Consider the following 18707-nt stretch of genomic DNA (forward strand, 5'->3'; position numbering starts at 1 on the left):
TCGATCAATGGTCGCAGTAGCGACGACACGACCTCATCCACTTTCTCGCGCTCATCCATCAGCGCATCCATGGATCGAAGCAGGTGCTGATAGGCAATACCGCTACTATCCACACCAGGCAGGCACACTGTCTCCAGCCAACGCAATACGCCCAGTTTTGATTCCGGGTCGCATAATCGATTGAAGATTATGACACGCAGCAGGGTCTCGACATCGAGTTTACGTTTCGACGATCGGAAAACCTTTGCCAGGCGATCGAATCCCAGCTCATTCCATAATTGCGTCAATGTCCAGACATCACCATGCGCGCGAGCAGGCTCGAAACTGATGACGGGCTTTTCATTATTATCGGAAGGCGACTGATTATCGGTAACGGTTTTTCTACCCGTCGCACGCTCAAGCCCACGAATGAGCGAATCGAAGTTGGCGTCTATTTTCTCCAGGCGACCCAGACTTGCAATGGTGCGCTGTTTTACGCGCCCGTTCTCATCGCGATACGACTCAGCCAGCTGCAAATAGCGGCGCGGTCCAGACTTGGTGAGCTTGACAAACATGCCCACACACTATCACACCGGGTATCTCTGTCAATACCAGTGCGAAAAAAAAGTAGATCCATCAAAACGTGCCACTACAAGCGATTTTGGAAAAACACCTCTGCAGCCCGCATTCCTTCTAAAGAATACTACCAAAATTGGCTGATTTCAGCTCGCAACTGTCGAACCCGGGCGCGCTTCAGGTTGTTCGGGAACTCAAGGGCGTGTCCATTGCCGGGGCCGACCTGGTAGAGGTCTCCCCACCGTTGATACCAACGGGGCAACCGCATGGTTGGGCGCATCCCTGATGTTCGAACCACTCTGCGTCATGGTGTAACAGAGATTCTGGCTACCGCCGTCAGGACGGCTCCTGTCGGCGAGTCTTGCTGGTGATTCTGCCGATGGTATTGAGAAGAACCTGAGCGGCCAGAATCGAGGTAACACCCGCCGGGTCATGATCAGGCGACACCTCAACCAGATCGATCCCGACGATAGTGCCGCGCGCTGACAGTGCGGCAATGAATTCCAGAATCTCATAATACAAGAAGCCACCATGGCTCGGCGTGCCTGTGCCTGGCGCAATGGAAGGGTCGAAGCCATCGATATCAATGGTCAGATAATAGTTCGCCCCTTCCGGAATGCGTGCGATGACATCATCGGTACCCAACGCTCGGAATTGCCTTACCGACAGAACATCCGAGCCCATGGCGCGCGCAGAGTCATAGCCTTCCTTTGCGGTTGAAGACACATTGCGTATACCAAACTGGCTGAGCCCTGTGACATGTGCTTGTTCCGCAGCACGTCGCATGGGATTACCGTGTCCGTGACGCACCCCGTGTCTTTCATCAACAAAATCCAGGTGTGCATCCAGCTGCACCAGATGGATCGGAGCCTGATCGGAAAAAGCCCTGATACAGGGGATATTGATCGAGTGGTCGCCGCCCAATACGACAGGCAAGGCACCGGCTGTCAGAATCTTGCGTACACCCGATTCTATATTCGCGTGACTCTGTTCTGTATCGGTATGGATGATGTCGGCATCGCCGATATCGACCATACGCACATCATCAAGATAGGTCTCGTCATCCTCATGATCATAGGCGCCTGCGTGACCAAACGAAAACAGGGTAGAGGCCTCCCGAATTCCTCGCGGTCCGAATCGCGCACCGGCGCGCCACTGAGTACCCGCATCGAAGGGGGCACCCATGATGGCGACGTCTGCCTCTATGGCATCCCAGTCTTCAATGTACGGGCTCTTTCCAAAGGTACAGATGCCAACGAATGGCAGATTCAATCGACCTTGTTCATAACCGTGTGTCATCTTCTATCTTTTTCCCTTGTACGCCATCATTTGCAGGCAGGTCATTGAGAGTAGGGTAGGTGATCGACCCCGAGGCTCCGCCGCTAGGTAGCCTGCAGCCAACAACAGGACTCATCCCTTTTGCCAGTGATATCAGAGTGAGTGCCCTTCTGATTCTGCAGTTGAACCCTGTCTTCTACCGTACCACGGGACCCTCGTCGTAACCGTTCGCTCTTGCTGGATCATATCAGGCAGTGGCAGTGCAGCGGGTTGAGCAAGAGCGCTTCGGTACCGAGATCAGCGTACCAGCGAACCTGGCTTCCGAGCAGATACATCGTTGGCTCGATGCGATCCATCAGCTTGCGTCAAGCAGACCCGCCGAGCGAAGTATGTACGGCGCCTGCAAGATCCGATGAACAAGAGTGATGTCATCAAGGTTTGCCATGCAAACACGGACATGTGTACTCAGCAGACTTGTCACCGTTGTCAAAATTCGCCATGCGTAGAGAGTCACACCCATTTTCATATCATCAACGTACTGAGGTTGCCAGGGAAACGCGGGTTTCCCCTCGCCGAAACTGCTCGTGCTCACTTTGATCGTGACTATTTTTCCTGCCAATTGCTGGGTATTCTTGAAGTCGTCTGCAAGACCATCCACCTTCTTTGCTTATTACTGCTTATTCAATGAGTGCATTGTGTGTCGATCGATAACAAGGTCAGCAACGAAATTGACATTTTTTAGTGAATGCTACAAAATAAGCATCGATCAAGACGTTTCAGGTAGGAGTACCCATCGGTAATGGCCGGAAGAAAAAGATCGTTCGACAGAGATATCGCACTCGACAAGGCAATGCGCATATTCTGGAACAACGGTTATGCAGCTACATCTGTCGCGAATCTGACCTCAGAGCTTGGGATCAATACGCCTAGCTTGTATGCCGCTTTTGGCAATAAGGAACAGCTATTCAAGGAAGCGATCGCGCACTACATTGCAAAACACAGTGAGCCGTGTTATCGCCATCTCATTGGACCCTCTGACGCCCCTTTCATGGAAAGGCTGCGAGCGTGTTTCCATGAGCTGATTCATGAGTTTTCAGATGCTGATACCCCGCTGGGATGCTTGTTGGTAAAAAGCGTGAATGAGTCTGACAGCGTTGGCTTTCCTGAGGAAGCGACAGCGTACATCCAACAATTTGGATTGAAAACCCGAAACCTGGTCACTGCCTTGATCGAGTCTGAAGGTGTAGTTACCGAGTCTGCGACCGCAGAACTGCAGGCAAAATACCTGCTATCAGTTCTTTTTGGTGTTTCCACTCAGGTTCGGGCGGGAGAGTCACGACAGGCTGCGATATCGATCATGGACTATGCACTCAATATGCTTGAGACGAGCAGCAAGCAGTAACACAGCCTGACGCGCTATATAGAACCGCACCGAAAAGCGGGAACCCCATAAGGGTCTATCCCTTGTTTTATCTCACGATTCAAAGTGAGCCTTGTTCACGATGATGGGGCGAAGACAAATAGAGAAGAGAGTAAGGCTTTCTCTTTAAAATCCGAAACAAGAACGAAAAACGACCTCCGGAAATACCAGAGGTCATTCAATGACGACAGTCAATACCAAAATACTATTGGCCGAGAAACTCAGCTTCATTTGATCGAAGTGACTGGGTTTGCCAGTCCTCCGCCTTACGTACATATTCCCGTGACTCTCTTACCAGGCTATGTACAACGTATGCAAATTTACTAACAGGTGGTGCTTTTCGTCGTCATGCCGAAAAGTCCTTCATGATGACGTTGTCTGCGTAAGATTGAAATCCCGCTTCCATTTGCTTTGCAACGGCATCCGGGAATACGTGGAATTCCCCTTCATCCAGCGCAGCAAGAATTCCGACTGGCACCACTTGTGGTGACGATGCAATATCACTAAAACCAGCAAGATCCGCCATATCGGTTGCAACCACGCCAGGGTGAACACTCAACACGCTCACATTATGTGGCTTGAAATGATCACGCAAGCCTTGCGTCACAGAATAGGATGCCGCTTTCGATGTGCAGTATGTTGTCATATTCAAATAGTTCTTGATTGAAGCGACCGAATTCAATTGCACCAGAGCACCTTGCTTGGCAATCAAGGTTGCTTCAAATGCTTTTGCAACACGCATGAGTCCGTACACATTCACGTCCATCTCTTCTTTCAAGGTATCGAGTGCATTGTCCGCCAAAGGCGGCACTGTCGAGATAATCCCTGCATTATTGATGACAACATCTACATCTGTTGCTTTCCCGGCAGCTTCCAGGATAGACGCTTCATCGGTAATATCGACCTGAATTGTCTCGACTCTTTCGCCATATTTTTGGGTCTTCCGGTTTCCGTGTGGGTAGGCTCATTTTGGAGCCGTTTCCGGATACAAGTCGAGATCGCCCAAATGGAAGTAGATCGCTGTCTTGAATCGGTTCTTGTTTCTGAATCCGCGTGATCGGACCTTTACCATCTTGATGCGACTATTGATGCTCTCGGCACCGGCGTTGGTTGTGCCAGTGACGATAGCATTGACGATTCCCCAGAGATGCTTCTTGATCATTCGGGCAGCCTTTTTCACGGGCTCCAATCGACTTCTGATTGCTCCTGCGTACCAGCGATTCCAGGCCTTGATGGCCCAAGCGCGAGATCGATACTGCCACAGATACGCTGCTGCCTCTTTCCATGCCCAGGCACGGGCTGTTTTCAATGTGCTATTACACAACTTCCTGAAAGCGCCGAGTCGTTTCTTCGATACGTTCTGTTCGGCACGTAGCCAATCATGTTTGGTCCCCGTCAGTACAGCATTGTCTTCTGCCTTGAGTTTCTTGTGCTCATCTCGACGAACCTTGTCCACGGCTTTTCCAAGATGCTGAGCCACGTGAAAACGATCAAAGCAAATCTTGCTATCAGCACCCGGAAAGCCCTCCAGCGTGGCATTGATGAACGCTGGCCACATGTCCATCGATATCGTCCTGATCCCGGTGCGTTGCTCTTCGCTCAGACTGCTATAGAAGTCTTTCAGGCTTTGCTTCTTGCGATCGTCGCACAGGTGTATGACTGCGCCAGTGCCTGGATCGCTGACGACAGTGACATAGTCGTGGCGCTTGCGAAAAGCCGTCTCATCAACATCCAGATCCGGATACAGACCCGTATCATCTCGACGCCGGAGACCACGTGCAACGGCTCTTTGCATGATCCCATCGTAGGTCCAGCTGTCTGGCAACAGCGCTGACAGAGGCCTCCTTGAGCCAGTCAATAACCAGTATCTCGAACAAAGCCGTGAATCGAGAACGTTCCTCCGCCCAAGGAACATCAATCTGCTTGATTCCATGCTCGTCGCACTTCACGCGCGGCACCTGCGCAACCAGAACCGTCTGGTACTGGCATGTATCAAGATGACGCCACCGTCGTTCGCGCTTGTCATGGCGCGGACATGCCTTCTGGCACACCGGACAGTGCATGTCAGCTGAGGACGGAGCACTGACACGCACTTCAATCTTGCCGCCGTCCAACTTCAAGCCGACGTCAGTGACGCTCCATGGCTTCGGGATTCCCAGAATTTGCTGGTACAGATCTTTATCATTCATGCCATCAAGGCTAACTTACCCACACGGAAACCGGAAGACCCATATTTTTCTTCCAGAGCCTTGGTTGAGCTTGTATTTCGAACCGCCAGATACACCTTTTTTGCGCCTTGCTCGATGAAGTGTTCCGTAATGCTTTTACCAATACCTCGGTTCGCACCAGTGATGAAGACGACTTTGTTTGAAATGTTGAATGACATTGGCTTACACCCTTTTTTAACCTTGAGATAGCGGTGTGATTAACCGTTGACCTTTGTTTCCAGCATGAAATCCAGTTGGAAATCCGAGATCACCTGATCTTGAAGTGGCTGGAAGAATTCGTTGATTTTATCCACGTTGTTCACAAGGCCAATTGCCGTGCGCGTTGGGCGTGTGCCGTGCTCCATATCCACCAGTTTCAAGTAGGCATCAACCACGTTCTGCGGATCGGTTTCAGGGTCTTGCAATACCTGGTCAAAAGAGCCAATCATGTTGTCGATGATCTCTTTCAGCTGAGGGTTTTCTGCAACCACCTGCGTGTGAGCTTCCGGTGTAAATGAGCCTGCCAGGTTGGTACCTGATGGACCCGGCTCAACCAGAATAACCTCAACACCACTTGGCGCCAATTCGTATTTCAGGCTCTGAGAGTACGCTTCTACGGCCGCTTTACTCGCGCTGTAGGTACCAGTAAATGGCCATGATACGCGGCCAATAACAGACGTTGTATTGATGATCAGACCCTTGCCTGCTTTACGCATGTGCGGTGCAGTAGCTTGAACTGAGCGGATAACACCGTAGAAGTTGGTGTCCATCAGTTGCTGTGCTTGCTCAACACTGAATGCCTCCGTCACACCCATGTGCATGATGCCCGCGTTGTTGATCAGCACATCAATCGCACTTTCTTTTTCAATGATGTGTGCGATCGCTGCGTTGACAGATTCATCACTGCATACGTCCATCTCAACCACGACAATGTTCTCCGAGTATGACTGGAGCTCATTTTTCGTTTTCAGATTCTTGTCGTCTGCATTGCGCATGGCCGCGTAAACCTTGTGCCCTTTGTCCGCAAACTGCTTTGCTGACATTTTGCCAAAGCCACTGCTGCTGCCTGTAATTACGATTGTTTTCATGCTGTTGCCTTTCCTGGTTGCTGTTTCTCGAGTCATCGTTCTTTCCTGCACGTTCGGTTGAACTTGATTCGATATCGGGTTGACCGATGACATTGTGTAGCGTTCGCTACTGAATCGACATGCGTATACTGTAGCGAACGCTACACAATGTCAATAGCAAATTCAGAAATTTTTAGCGATTGATAAAGAAGTAGCCTGCTTTGCTCTTGTCGTTGTCGCCAGGTAGGCCTGCAGCCAGCATCAGGATTACCCCCTCTGTCCGCGATGTCAGAGTGAGTGCTGCGTCTGATTTCGGCGCTGAATCATGCCCCCCACCGTACCTCGGGCCCCGTTGTAACCGTCCGTTCTGGCTGGGTCATGTCAGGCAGTGGCAGAGCAGCGGTTTGAGCAGGAGTGCTTGATGTCTCGTCGGGGTATCAGTATTGGTTTCAACACCGAAGCCGGATCGGCCTTGATTTGCTGCGTACCGCAGCGGCGCTTGGGCCATCTGGAAGAAACTCGATGCCACTGATTTGCCACGCGCGTCGAACGCGGGGCGTTTCATGACAGGATCGGGTATCGTCGTCGACAAAGCACGCCTGGTTTCCCGGGCCCGGAAGGAGTAGTTCATGGATTTCACGATCACACCCGAACTGGAGGCCTTGCGCAAGCGAATCGCCACCTTTGTGGACGAGAGGCTGATTCCTCTGGAAGCCGATCCAGAGGCTTACGACGCCCACGAAAATATTGCCGAAGGCGTGCTGCAGGAACAACGCGCCGCTGCTCGGAAGCAAGGTCTGTGGTGTCTGCAATTGTCGAAGGACGTCGGTGGTGGCGGGCTCGACAAGGCGGGCATGGCGGTGGTCTATGAAGAGATGAACCGCTCCATCTTTGGCCCGGTGGTGTTCAACTCGGCCGCCCCTGATGACGGCAACATGATGGTACTGGAGAAGCTGGGCACTGCCGAGCAAAAGGCACGCTGGCTGATGCCGCTGGTTCGTGGTGAGGCCCGTTCAGCCTTTGCCATGACCGAGCCGCATCCGGGCGGCGGCTCTGATCCGGGCATGATGCAGACACGGGCCGTGAGGCACGGTGATCGATACATCGTCAATGGACACAAATGGTTCATCACGGGGGCCGAGGCGGCCGATCATTTCATTCTGCTTGCTCGCACCTCCGATGATGTCAGGCGAGGTCATACGGCATTCCTGTTCCATCGTGACGATCCGGGTTGGGAGATCACACGGCGTATCCCCATCATGGGGCCCGAGGAACATGGCGGACATTGCGAGCTATCGTTCGAGGGTCTGGAAATATCGGTAGAGAACGTGCTGCTGGAAGAGGGCTATGGCATGAGAGTGACGCAGACACGTCTGGGTACGGCACGCTTGACCCATTGCATGCGCTGGCTCGGGCTGGCCAAACGCTGTGTGGAAATTGCCACCGACTATGCCGAGAAACGCGAAGGCTTTGGCCAGCTACTGATCGAGCGTGAATCGGTGCAGCAGATGCTCGGTGATATCGCCATGCGCATAGAAGTTGGCCGCTTGCTCGTCATGAAGGCAGCCTTCGCCATCGATCGTGGCGAATTTGCCAGAAAGGAGATTTCGATGGCAAAGATACAGGTGGCCAATGTGCTGCACGATGCGGCGGACGTGGGCATTCAGATCAATGGTGCCAGAGGCTATTCCAAGGATACGGTACTCGAGTGGGTGTACCGCTATGCCCGTCAGGCCAGGCTGGTCGATGGTGCCGACGAGGTGCATCGCATGGTGCTGAGTCGTGAGTTGCGTTCAGCGGGAACGCAGTTCTGGTCATGGGATGTCGAGGAAGGCAAGCCATCATGAGCGACATCGATTTTGCCCCGGCAGCGCTGAAAACCGTTCTGGACGAGCGCCTGGGGACTGCTGACTTGGTCGAACTGGAGCGCATCTCCGGTGGCCAATCCAACCCGACGTATTTCGTGACGCACGGTACCCGGCGCCTGGTGCTGCGCAAGCAACCCAATGGCCCGATTCTGAGAGGGGCGCACGCGGTTGATCGTGAGTTTCGGGTCATGAAGGCATTGGGCGGGCAGGGTGTGCCGGTGCCTGAAACGGTTCTCTTTCATGAAGACCCGGCAGCCCTCGGAACACCGTTCTATCTGATGGAGCGCATCGAAGGCCGGGTCTTTGAAGACTGTTCCTTGCCGGGAATGGATGCCGAAGAACGTCGCGCGATCTACTTCGGCATGGCAGATGCCATGGCCAGGATGCACGGCATCGACCCGCAGGCTGCCGGTCTGGATGATTATGGCAAGCCTGGCGACTATTTCCAGCGCCAGATAAGTCGTTGGACCCGTCAGTTGCGCGCCAGTACCGGAGAGCCGATTGCGGAGCTGGAGCGCCTGGCTGACTGGCTCCCTTCGCAGGTGCCTCCCGAGGACGGGGCTGTAGCCGTTGCGCACGGGGATTTTCGTCTGGGCAACATGATGTTTCATCCGACCGAGCCGCGAGTCATTGCCATTCTTGACTGGGAGCTGTCCACCCTGGGTCATCCTCTGGCCGATCTGGGTTTCTGTTGCATGACCTGGCACTGCACGCCCGAGGAGTATGGCGGGATTCGGGGTCTGGACTGGCAGGCACTGGGTATTCCGACGAAGCAGGAGTTCGTCGAGCGTTACCATCACTCGGCCAGGCCGACAGGCGCGCTACAGGATTTCCATATCGTGTTTTCCCTGTTCCGCTTTGCGGTGATCTTTGTGGGCATTGCCGATCGCGCCCGCGCGGGAAATGCATCCGGCAAGAATGCTGCTGATGTGGCTCCGCTGGCGCGGGCTTTCGCCCGTCGTGCTCTGGAAATCGTTGACGGTGCAAGCCGATGATGCTCGCTGATAGCTATCCGATGTCACCTTCAGGTCATGCCTGACAACGCCGATACGGACACCTCCCGTTATTTCGTCATCAAGGGACGTCGCTGGCGGAAGACAGATCCGTCGATCCCGCCAACACTGGAAAAGCAGCTTGTTCGGGAGTTGATGTCGGCGCGACGGGCGGTGAAAACAGCAAAGTTCACGGATGATGATGAGGCCATGGCACTCGCTCGCTCAAGAGTCAACGACGCGAAAATCAGTCTGGGTGAACGAGGTCGACCCTGGTGGGAAACCCCCACCGAAGAATCCTTGAAGATACGCCTTGATGCAACCATCCGCTGCCTGTTGCGAAGTCGCGAGGAAGGCAAGACTATCTGCACATCGGAGGCTGCACGCGTCGTCGGGGGTGAGCAGTGGAGGGACATCATGCCGCAGACCATCGAGGCGGCATGGGAGCTGGAAAACGCAGGCGAGCTGCACGTGACACAGAAAGGTGAGCGAGTGAGTGAGCCTGCTTCGGGTGCCATACGATTGAGAAAAACCTGGCAGTCAAGGTGATTCTGCGCCTGAAAAGGTCCGCCCATCTTCCGCTTGAATCATCAGGCAAGCACACTGACATCTGCCTGGTTCAAATCACTCCAGGACAATCCGGGGTCACAGTACGTCCTTCACGTTCTCTGGCGGCCGTCCGAGGACCACGCCCTTTTCGGTGACGACGACAGGGCGCTCCATCAAGGCAGGGTACTGTGCAATGACATCGAGTATGGCATCCGGATCGGATTTCGCCGTGATGCCCAACTCCTTCGCCTGCTTTTCGCCGGGCCGAAGAAATGCACTGGCGGACAGGCCGGAGCGAGCAACCCACTCGGCCAGCGTGTCACGTGAGACGGGGGTGTCCAGGTATTTGATCACCGTGGGGCTTGCGCCGGTATCTTCGATCAGCGCCAGCGTCTGCCGCGACTTCGAACAACGCGGGTTGTGGTAGATGGTGACCTTGTCGAGAGACTTGTCGGATGAATTCACGGGATCAGACTCGGTATTGCAGGAGTGGGTGGCGACAGGCTGATTTGACTCTGCCTGTTTGTCTGCAAGCATACTGGATTCTCCGGGATACGGAAGCCGATAACGAGGGAGCCGAGACGCACAGTCGGCTTGCCGATCCCTGGAAAACCATCGCAGGTGTACAGGTCCTCAAGCCTGAATTCGAGCTTGAGGACCGATGGTCGCATCCTGCACTCACCAGACAGATGTATCGCGCTGTTGTTGCCGAGTATCCAGCTCTTCGAAATCCCATTGGCGGCGGGGCAGCATCGATCCCAGTTCGCCAATCGCCAGTACGGCATCCGATGTCTGGATGAACACGGCATTGGCCCATTGCGGATCAAGCCACTTGAGCAGATGATCCCGGTAGGCGGGCAGTTCGCCATGACCCAGCGCCGACATCAGCGTCAGCATATGCGCTTCATCGGGTGTGATCTCACCACTGCAGACGCAGCGCACATCGAGCGGACTGTGCGAGCTGGTGTCCACTCGCTGCATGATGGCACTGACGATATTGCCGAGGCGCTCCACGCCCAGGTGTGCGCTGGCAAATCGCACGGCAGCGGAGCTGTTGAAGCCCGTCAGCGACCCTCTGACCCACAGACGCATCAGCGCCAGAATGACCGATTCTGTCAGCTCAAGCTGCTGACTCTTCAGCACGGTGGGTTCAGCTGCGCTTGCATCTCGCAGAATCGCGCGGTGCCGTAATCTCGACATCGAGTGAACGCCGAGGATATGTTCCGCAGCCTGGCAGAACCGGCCCAGGTTCTGATCGGACATCACGGCGGATAGAGGGATCTCGTTCTTCGCGCAAGTACCCTTGGACAATCGTCTGATCGAGTCGATATACAAGGCTTCATCGGGGCTAATGTCATTTGACACCGTATTCGGTATCTCCAGGCGTCGATGGGTCTGCACGAGCACCGTCTGATTGATCGTACTGAGCGCTGCAAGGGTTCTCGTTCGATGAGGCCCGCAATCCATCACCTGTCCGAGTGTATTGAGCGCGTTCAGTGACAGTGCCGGCTTCGCACCGTCGGAATTGGACAGACGCAGTATGGCCAGCAGCAAGCGGCATTCCAGTGACAAGGCCTGAAGGTGTGACGGGCAGGGCGGCATCTGGCTGCGAATGGGGGTCTTGCCATTCGTGGATGGCACCAGGTAGAGCCGGGGTCGTGTCTTTACAGTCATGCGGTGATCTGCCTCGCGTGGAATCAAGTTGATTGTAATGCGAATAGATATCATTTGCATTAATGAGTCGAGCCCATTGAAGAGGAACTGGTTCATTCTGGGTCTGCAGGCATTTCACATGGCTTTGAAGTGGCCTCCTCAGCGCCAACCGACATCTGAATCAGTTACTGCGGATCGAGGGGGTATCCGGTGACGCTGGACGAGTTCAATGCCGAGCATGATGATTTCCACTGGGGAACGACAGTGGGCGCGGGGCTGCTGCATTTGCCGGGAGGTGCTTGATCAGCGCCAGGGCGGTGGCAAGGTGATTGCTCTGGCCGACGGTGATAATCTGTCTGGCCAGTAGATCACCGAAATGGCAAGGATCGACGCTTCTGTGAATCGTGCCCGGGAAGCCTGCCACCAGGGATGCATACCCGCAAAGCCTGCCACCAGGGAAGCCTGCCATGAGTGAATCAAGCACTGTCTATCCGCCGCTGGAAGAGGTACGCAAGTCGGTACGTCCGCGCTGGTATCGAAGCCCGATCGGCAAGCAGAGGCTGCGCGAACTCTGTGAGCGATCAGACCGCGAGGGATTCGTGCAGGCCGGTGGGCACCTTGCGCTCTACCTGCTGCTTGCCACAGTGACCGTGGTGTTCTGGACAAAGGGTCTCTGGTGGCTGTTCTTTGTCTCCCTGTGGTGCCTGGGCTTCGTGGCGAGTTTCTTCAAGGGCACGTCCGTGCATGAACTGGGGCATGGCACGGTGTTCCGTTCGCGTCGGCTCAATCGCGTGTTTCTCTACCTCCTGAGCCTGATCGGTTGGTGGGACCCCTTCGACTATGCATCGAGCCATACCTACCATCATCGCTACACGACCTATCCGGAAGCGGATCGGGAAAATCTGTTGCCGCTCGAACCCTCGCTGCGTCCCGGCCTGCTGCTGCAACTGTTCACGCTGAATCTGTTCACCAGGCCCGGGCGGAACTTCGGCAAGGGCGGTCTGCTGTGGACCGTCTATCTCACCGTGCGCAGGGCGCTGGGCGTGCAGGGTGGCCTGTCGGCGATTGCCAGTCAGGAGTGGCTGGAACGGCTGCACGAGGATCAACCCGAAGCCTATCGGCAATCCGTGGTCTGGTCACGGGTACTGATCGCCTTTCACGGTTCGGTGTTGTTGCTCGCGCTGGTAACCGGGCTATGGGTTCTGCCCTTGGTGGTGTCGGTTGCGGCCTACATTGCCAACTGTGGTTCCTATTTCTTCGGTGTCACTCAGCACTGCGGTCTGCGGGAAAACGTGCCGGATTTTCGCAAGAACACGCGATCCATCCAACTCCCCCGGCCGTTCGAGTTCCTGTACTGGCACATGAACTGGCATACCGAGCATCATATGTATGCGGGCGTGCCTTGCTACCACCTGAAGTCGCTCGCCCGCGAACTGGCCGACGACATGCCGGAACCGCAATCGCTTGTGGGGGCATGGAAAGAGATGCGCAAGATTCATCGTCAGCAACAGCACGATCCGGGCTATGAGTTCGACAGGCCGGTTCCACCACCGAAGAATGACAGGGCAAGCGATTCGGATGAGGCATTGGCGGCATCGATCGGTGATCTGGCGCCGCAGGCTCTGAAGAGCAACAGCTGACGAGCCGAAGGTCGATGTATCATCGGTGCCAGTGAATACGATGACGCACACGACTTCAAGCTCTCTGACGCAGGCGATGGGTGCCACGTGAATAGCCTGATTGCCACCATCGGGCTGCTGGGCGCCGCACAGGGCGCCTTCCTCGGTATTGCGCTGTTGTTCAGCCGTTTCGGGAATCGCCAGGCCAATCGATATCTAGCCGGCTACGTTCTGGTGTTTACCGTGGCGCTGCTGGATTTCTATCTGGATGAGGTCGGCATCCTTGCGCGTCTTCCCTGGCTGGAGGCGCTGCTCTGGCCCCGAGAATTCTTCTACGGCGTCTTCATTTATCTCTATTGCCGCGAGTTGACCTTGCCGGAACTGCCGCAGCCCCGCCGCCTGCGCTGCATCCTGTGGCTGCCAGCCATACTTCATGTCGCCGCTTCCTGGGCACTTCTGTTTCTCCCCGAGTCGCTGCAACGCTCGATCATGGGGAGCGGCGACGGGCTGGCAGCGCCGTGGAGTGCATGGCATTTCCTGCTGGATGATATGGAAGCACTACTGGCGATCATTCATTTCAGTGTTCTGATGGTACTGGGCGTTCGCCTGTTGAATGAACATCGGCGCCGCATTCCCGATCAATTTTCCTACACGGAGAAGATCAACCTCGATTGGTTGCGCTACATGGTCATCGGCACGCTGCTTGTGTATATCGTCTGGGTTCCCGGTGAATTGCTGCTGTTCGCCATGCCGTCAGCCGAACTGGGTCGCTGGCATTCGCTGGTGCTGCACCTGAGTATGGTGTTGTTGATTTACACCTTGGGCTGGGTAGGCCTGCGCCAACCCGATATCTTTTCGACGTACCAGAAGGCATCCTTGCTCCGGGCTGAGCCCGTCGAAGACCCCATGGAGAGTGAGGATCTCTTGCCGCCTGATGACGCGCCGGAGAGTGGGGACAAATACAGCCGGTCGGCCTTGTCGCCGGAGCTGGCCCAAGCCCTTATCGATGAAGCGCAATCCTTGATGGATCAGGAGCAGCTTTATCTGGATTCGAAATTGTCTCTGGCAAACCTCGCCGAGCGGCTCAAGGTTTCCACCAACTATCTGTCGCAAGCCATCAATCAGTGTACGGCGCAGAACTTCTTCGACTTCGTCAACAGCTACCGAATCGCCCATTCGATGAAGCTGCTGGGCCAGCAGGAGACGTCCGTTATCGACGTGGCGATGGACTCCGGCTTCAACAGCAAGTCTGCCTTCTACGCCGCCTTCAAGAAGCATCAGAACATGACGCCCGGACAGTATAGGCAGAGTATTCGCTAGCTCGTTGGCAGCACGGTCAGGGTTCTCTCGCTGGCTGTTCTTGGTCTGATCCGGTGCGCTTTCAGTTCGTTCTCGGTGCGCTTTCCGTCCGTTTCCCGTCCGCTATCCCGTCCGCTTTCCGTCCGCTTTCCGTCCGCTTTCCGTCCGCTTTCCGTCCGCTTTCCGTCCGCTTTCCGCTCGCTTCAATCACGCTTCAAGCACGCTTCAAGCACGCAATCGGTGCGCAATCGGTGCGCAATCGGTGCGCTCCCGGTCCGGTCGTATCCAGCAGGACGGCTCTCGAGACTTCCCTGGCCCCTTGACGCGCGCCTGTCTTAACCGACTGAAAAATATAAGAATCCCAGACGGCATCCAGTCCTGACGGATAGGTCAGGACACGCGGACCTCTTGACGCCGGGTCGAACGTACACGGCCGGACCACCCGCTGCCTCTCCCGGGGCAATCTCGCCCCCTCACTGAGCGTCGCTGCTTGCTCCGACCAGTGCGAACACGCGATCAACCACCGGCGCGCATTCATATCACCAAGCAATTCCGGGAGAACCTGATGAGCTCTTCACACCGTCATTCATTGGCCATTCTGTTGGCTGTATCCGCTGTGCTGCTTGCCTCCCTGATTCCGGGCGGACCGATCGAGAACCGCGATTTCTCGCACATCAATGTCAGCATCCTGGGCGGGTTCAACCTGTTCCTGACTGTGCTCAATCTCGGCACCGTGGCTCTGGTCTATGGGGTATTCCGGAATCGGCGCTGGGCGATCAGCACGGCCTGGTTCGCAGGCTTTGCCTTCTTCGTCGTCTACGCGATCGATCTCGCCCAGCTCTTTCCACGCTCGCCGACGCCGATGTCGCAGGCCTTGTCCCTGATCGAAGTGCTCGGCATGTGCGCAGCGGTGCCAACGATGTACCTGAGCTGGCCGTACACCCCATGGGCTTCCGGCCACAGTCATCACCACCGGAACACAGCCGATGGCGATATCACGAAAACCGACGCGGCTCGGATGACGGGTGTTCGCATCGCGCTGCTGGCGGTCGCGATTGTCCTGGGCATCGGAATCATCTTCTTTGCCACCGACTCGGCCATGAACCCATGTACCGGCGCTGTGCTTTCAGCCCGGTAAACCCTCTCAACGACAGGAAATACCCCTTATGAGCATTTTTCAATCGAACCTTGAACAGCGCAAGGGATGGCATCCCGCCACAAGCACCGGTCTCATTCTGCTGGCGTCATCCCTGCTCGTGGCGTGCAGCGAAAGCGATTCGCAGCCGCTTCCAACCGACACGGCGCAGAACCTTCAAGGCATCTGGGAACGACCAGGATACGGTTTGCTGCTGGAAGTCGACGGCAACGCGCTCACGGCTTTCGAGGCCACTCGCGCTACCTGCTTCCTGCGTGATTCCGGCGCGGCGGCGGAGTTTCTGGGGGAGTTCCCCGTGGTTGATATCGACGGGGACCGGCTTCAGCTGTCGGAAAGCGAACTGGGGCAGCCCGCGATCTTCAGTCGCATTGATGCGCTGCCCGCCGTGTGTGAGGAACCGATCGGCGACTCCATCACCGAGCAGTTTGATCACGTCTGGCACACCTTCAATGACTACTACGCGTTCTTCAACGAGCGGGGCGTGGACTGGATGAGCCAGTACGATCAGTGGCGCCCCACATTGAGTGATCAGAGTAGCGAAGAGGATCTGGCGCAGGCATTGATCGGTCTGTTGACCCCGATTGACGACAGTCACGTCAGTCTGACATTTGATGGTGAAGGCAGCTTCGATCCGGCACAACCCAGGGGCTTTCTGAAGATGCTGGTCGAGGAGTTCGAGGCACAGTCCGAGATCAGCGACCAGGAAAGCTATGTGGTGGGCGTGCTCAACCAGTGGCGTGACGATATTCAATCCCGCTACATCGGCGCACCCTTCAACACCCTCGACGGCGATCTGGCCGATCTGATTCAGTGGGGCGTCATGGGGCAGGAGGTCGGCTATCTGTCGATCAACCAGTTCTTCACGACACTGGATGCGTCCGAGGCGACCGATGTCGCGATTTTCAACGACGCGCTGGATCAGGCACTGACTGACCTTGCAGGTACCTCGGCGCTGGTCATCGATGTGCGGCTCTCTCCCGGTGGGCGAGATGCGGTTTCCATCGCCATTGCCAATCGCTTTGCAGACACTGAGCGTCTGGCGGCCACCAAGGCCGCACGGGATCATCAAGGCCTGAAGGAAACTCAGAATTACACGATTCGCCCCTCTGACAGGCAGAACTACAGCACCCCGGTCGTCCTGATCACCAGTGGGTTCAGCGTCAGTGCGACCGAAGCCTTCACCCTGTTGATGCGCTCCTTGCCACAGGTGACGCATCTGGGGGAGACGACCAATGGCGCCTTGTCCGATGTGCTGGAGAAAGCGCTGCCCAACGACGGGGAGTTCACGCTCTCCAACGAGGTATATTCGGATGCCAACGGTCAGGTCTTTGAAGCGGTCGGTATTCCGCCCACGGTATCCGTGCCCGTGCTCAGCAAGGAGGCGCGAGATCGCGGTGAAGACTCGGCTCTGAATGCGGCTTTTGATGTGCTTGGTTTGCCCAGCCCGGTGTTGTAGTAGTGTTCGAAGCAAGGTGCATTCTCGCCTATGCTATTGGACGACAAGCCAGCCTGAGTGATTCTGATTGAATCAATACCTTTGCCATCGACAGTGGAGTATCAACGTCATGTCCCCCAAACTACTGCATAACGGCGCATTGGCGTCACTGGGTTGCGCGGCCACATTTGTGTTCGGATTTGTATTGCTGCTCACTCAACTCCTGCCTTACATCGATCTTCAGCACAATCCCGAAGAGGCAGTGAAATTCGTGCTGGAAAATCATGCCATGCTGAGCGTGTGGAATTTCGTGATCTATGTGCTCTTCGGTATCTTGCTGGCTATCGTTGTCATCGTTCTGCACCGGCAATTCTCGCCCGACCAAACCTTGCTTACCCAGCTTTCGTCAGTCATGGGCCTGGTCTGGGTGGTTCTGGTCATTGCCAGTGGCATGCTGGCCAATGTGGGTCTGATGAAAGTGGTCGAGCTGGCTGCTGTTCGGCCCGATCTGGCACCATCGCTCTGGTTGTCTGTAGTGACCGTCACGCAAGGCCTTGGCGGAAGCAATGAAATCGTGGGTGGTCTGTGGGTGTTGCTTGTCTCTGCAGTGCATTGGCAACGACAGCTCTATGCAAAGGCACTTTCCATCATCGGCATGGTTGCCGGTGGGGCAGGTATCGTCAGTGCGATACCTGCACTGAGTGATCTGGGTGCCTTGTTCGGTTTGCTTCTGATCGTCTGGTTCATCTATCTGAGTCGGCTCATGATGGGTGAATCAGCGAATCTGGCTGACGGAGAGAACGACGAAACGTGATGTGCACCGGGGTGTATTCCTGGTGTATTCCGAGGAGTGTTCAGTGAAGTGCTACGCGAAGTGCTCTTTGTAGAGCGCGGCTCTCCGGGCAGGACACACAAAACCATAGTGAGTGATACATGAAACTGGAAGATCTGAAAAAGAAATACCCTGAGGCGGCAACATTCAAGTTCGGCGATGGCGCGCCATTGTGTGCCTTGCTGATCCGGCTGGTACGTGAGGGAAAGAAGACAGCAACCTGCGGGGCCTTGCATGACTTCACGGACGATGGTGACGAGATGCCGGTTGTAGGGCGCTGCGACATTGCCCTGAATTGGGATGGCACACCCGAACTGGTACTCAGGACAGTAGCGGTAGAGATCAAGCGCTATTGCGACGTCGATGAGGAATTTGCATTGCTGGAAGGGGAGAACGACAGCCTGGAGGGTTGGCGGTCGGATCACCGGGATTTCTTCGAACGCAATGGCGGGTTCGATGAAGAGATGCTTCTTGTTTGTGAGCGGTTCGAGGTGGTGGAGGATGTTAAGGCGGGGCAATAGGTGATTGCGGAGTCTGTCTGGTCAAGTGCCTGCACTGACAACCTGGGGCTTGTTTTCAGTCAGCGGCGTGTGAGTACGATTGAGGTTTCTTGTTGTTACAGATTGCCTTTCGGAGGGGCTCTGAGCTCAACCGGACAAACGGACCATCAGCCATTGGCTGATTTTCAGACTGGTCCATACTGGTGACAATAGAAATAGCGCATCAATACTGTTAGAAATTCTCCATTGCCTGCTATCGAGCTCAGACGCTATGATT

The 18707-nt window shown here is 55.5% G+C and carries 20 protein-coding genes and 2 pseudogenes; 12 read left to right on the forward strand and 10 right to left on the reverse strand.

Features of this window, described 5'->3' with window-relative positions; genetic code table 11:
• Nucleotides 1–554 (reverse strand): annotated as a pseudogene (locus ACUNV4_RS00005) (IS1634 family transposase); the annotation flags it as partial.
• A gap of 137 nt (nucleotides 555–691) precedes the next feature.
• On the opposite strand from ACUNV4_RS00005, the gene ACUNV4_RS00010 reads away from it, so the two are divergent.
• Complete coding sequence (locus tag ACUNV4_RS00010; protein ID WP_430876426.1) at nucleotides 692–841, forward strand: hypothetical protein; 150 nt, start codon at nucleotides 692–694, stop codon at nucleotides 839–841.
• A 50-nt stretch (nucleotides 842–891) separates the two neighbouring features.
• On the opposite strand, the gene speB is transcribed toward ACUNV4_RS00010, so the two are convergent.
• Entirely contained in the window at nucleotides 892–1854 is a 963-nt protein-coding gene (gene speB, locus ACUNV4_RS00015; protein ID WP_430876427.1) for an agmatinase, read from the reverse strand.
• A gap of 778 nt (nucleotides 1855–2632) precedes the next feature.
• Here speB and ACUNV4_RS00020 point away from each other — a divergent pair.
• Nucleotides 2633–3235, forward strand: coding sequence for a TetR/AcrR family transcriptional regulator (locus tag ACUNV4_RS00020; protein ID WP_430876428.1), 603 nt, complete (start codon nucleotides 2633–2635; stop codon nucleotides 3233–3235).
• 364 nt (nucleotides 3236–3599) lie between these two features.
• Here the strand turns inward: ACUNV4_RS00020 and ACUNV4_RS00025 are convergent.
• From ACUNV4_RS00025 to ACUNV4_RS00050, 6 genes and pseudogenes are all read right to left on the reverse strand, one after another.
• Nucleotides 3600–4181 (reverse strand): annotated as a pseudogene (locus tag ACUNV4_RS00025) (SDR family NAD(P)-dependent oxidoreductase); the annotation flags it as partial.
• Nucleotides 4182–4217: 36 nt separating this feature from the next.
• Nucleotides 4218–5048: an ISL3 family transposase gene (locus ACUNV4_RS00030; protein ID WP_430876429.1), complete on the reverse strand. Its 831-nt coding sequence runs from the start codon at nucleotides 5046–5048 to the stop codon at nucleotides 4218–4220.
• Nucleotides 5008–5442 (reverse strand): transposase family protein, encoded by a 435-nt coding sequence (locus ACUNV4_RS00035; protein ID WP_430876430.1) that lies wholly within the window; start codon nucleotides 5440–5442, stop codon nucleotides 5008–5010. The genes ACUNV4_RS00030 and ACUNV4_RS00035 overlap by 41 nt, the downstream gene beginning before the upstream one ends.
• Nucleotides 5439–5639, reverse strand: coding sequence for an SDR family NAD(P)-dependent oxidoreductase (locus tag ACUNV4_RS00040; RefSeq protein WP_430876431.1), 201 nt, complete (start codon nucleotides 5637–5639; stop codon nucleotides 5439–5441). The genes ACUNV4_RS00035 and ACUNV4_RS00040 overlap by 4 nt, the downstream gene beginning before the upstream one ends.
• Nucleotides 5640–5678: 39 nt before the next feature.
• Complete coding sequence (locus ACUNV4_RS00045; protein ID WP_430876432.1) at nucleotides 5679–6548, reverse strand: SDR family oxidoreductase; 870 nt, start codon at nucleotides 6546–6548, stop codon at nucleotides 5679–5681.
• Nucleotides 6549–6903: 355 nt separating this feature from the next.
• Nucleotides 6904–7158 carry a hypothetical protein gene (locus ACUNV4_RS00050; protein WP_430876433.1) on the reverse strand — a complete coding sequence of 85 codons (255 nt, stop codon included), beginning with the start codon at nucleotides 7156–7158 and terminating at the stop codon, nucleotides 6904–6906.
• On the opposite strand from ACUNV4_RS00050, the gene ACUNV4_RS00055 reads away from it, so the two are divergent.
• From ACUNV4_RS00055 to ACUNV4_RS00065, 3 genes are read left to right on the forward strand one after another with little or no spacing between them, the layout of a single operon-like run.
• Nucleotides 7157–8374, forward strand: a complete 1218-nt coding sequence (locus tag ACUNV4_RS00055) for an acyl-CoA dehydrogenase family protein (RefSeq protein ID WP_430876434.1) — start codon at nucleotides 7157–7159, stop codon at nucleotides 8372–8374. The genes ACUNV4_RS00050 and ACUNV4_RS00055 overlap by 2 nt on opposite strands.
• Nucleotides 8371–9390: a phosphotransferase family protein gene (locus tag ACUNV4_RS00060; protein ID WP_430876435.1), complete on the forward strand. Its 1020-nt coding sequence runs from the start codon at nucleotides 8371–8373 to the stop codon at nucleotides 9388–9390. Before ACUNV4_RS00055 ends, ACUNV4_RS00060 begins: the two co-directional genes overlap by 4 nt.
• A gap of 36 nt (nucleotides 9391–9426) precedes the next feature.
• Complete coding sequence (locus tag ACUNV4_RS00065) at nucleotides 9427–9936, forward strand: DUF3253 domain-containing protein (protein WP_430876436.1); 510 nt, start codon at nucleotides 9427–9429, stop codon at nucleotides 9934–9936.
• A 96-nt stretch (nucleotides 9937–10032) separates the two neighbouring features.
• Here the strand turns inward: ACUNV4_RS00065 and arsC are convergent, their stop codons facing one another.
• On the reverse strand, nucleotides 10033–10473 hold the full coding sequence (arsC, locus tag ACUNV4_RS00070) for an arsenate reductase (glutaredoxin) (RefSeq protein ID WP_430876437.1): 441 nt from the start codon (nucleotides 10471–10473) through the stop codon (nucleotides 10033–10035).
• Between the two features lie 141 nt (nucleotides 10474–10614).
• Nucleotides 10615–11610, reverse strand: a complete 996-nt coding sequence (locus ACUNV4_RS00075) for a hypothetical protein (protein ID WP_430876438.1) — start codon at nucleotides 11608–11610, stop codon at nucleotides 10615–10617.
• Nucleotides 11611–11827: 217 nt separating this feature from the next.
• On the opposite strand from ACUNV4_RS00075, the gene ACUNV4_RS00080 reads away from it, so the two are divergent.
• From ACUNV4_RS00080 to ACUNV4_RS00110, 7 genes are all read left to right on the forward strand, one after another.
• Nucleotides 11828–11956 (forward strand): hypothetical protein, encoded by a 129-nt coding sequence (locus ACUNV4_RS00080; protein WP_430876439.1) that lies wholly within the window; start codon nucleotides 11828–11830, stop codon nucleotides 11954–11956.
• Between the two features lie 100 nt (nucleotides 11957–12056).
• Nucleotides 12057–13229, forward strand: coding sequence for a fatty acid desaturase (locus ACUNV4_RS00085; protein WP_430876440.1), 1173 nt, complete (start codon nucleotides 12057–12059; stop codon nucleotides 13227–13229).
• An 87-nt stretch (nucleotides 13230–13316) separates the two neighbouring features.
• A complete protein-coding gene (locus tag ACUNV4_RS00090; RefSeq protein ID WP_430876441.1) occupies nucleotides 13317–14528 on the forward strand; it encodes a helix-turn-helix domain-containing protein in 1212 nt (403 codons plus the stop codon).
• 544 nt (nucleotides 14529–15072) lie between these two features.
• Nucleotides 15073–15645 (forward strand): hypothetical protein, encoded by a 573-nt coding sequence (locus ACUNV4_RS00095; RefSeq protein WP_430876442.1) that lies wholly within the window; start codon nucleotides 15073–15075, stop codon nucleotides 15643–15645.
• A gap of 28 nt (nucleotides 15646–15673) precedes the next feature.
• Nucleotides 15674–17119 (forward strand): S41 family peptidase, encoded by a 1446-nt coding sequence (locus ACUNV4_RS00100; protein WP_430876443.1) that lies wholly within the window; start codon nucleotides 15674–15676, stop codon nucleotides 17117–17119.
• A gap of 109 nt (nucleotides 17120–17228) precedes the next feature.
• Nucleotides 17229–17912 (forward strand): hypothetical protein, encoded by a 684-nt coding sequence (locus tag ACUNV4_RS00105; RefSeq protein ID WP_430876444.1) that lies wholly within the window; start codon nucleotides 17229–17231, stop codon nucleotides 17910–17912.
• A gap of 119 nt (nucleotides 17913–18031) precedes the next feature.
• Complete coding sequence (locus ACUNV4_RS00110) at nucleotides 18032–18451, forward strand: ASCH domain-containing protein (RefSeq protein ID WP_430876445.1); 420 nt, start codon at nucleotides 18032–18034, stop codon at nucleotides 18449–18451.
• Nucleotides 18452–18707 lie beyond the last annotated feature (256 nt).

The organism is Granulosicoccus sp. 3-233, from assembly GCF_052681095.1.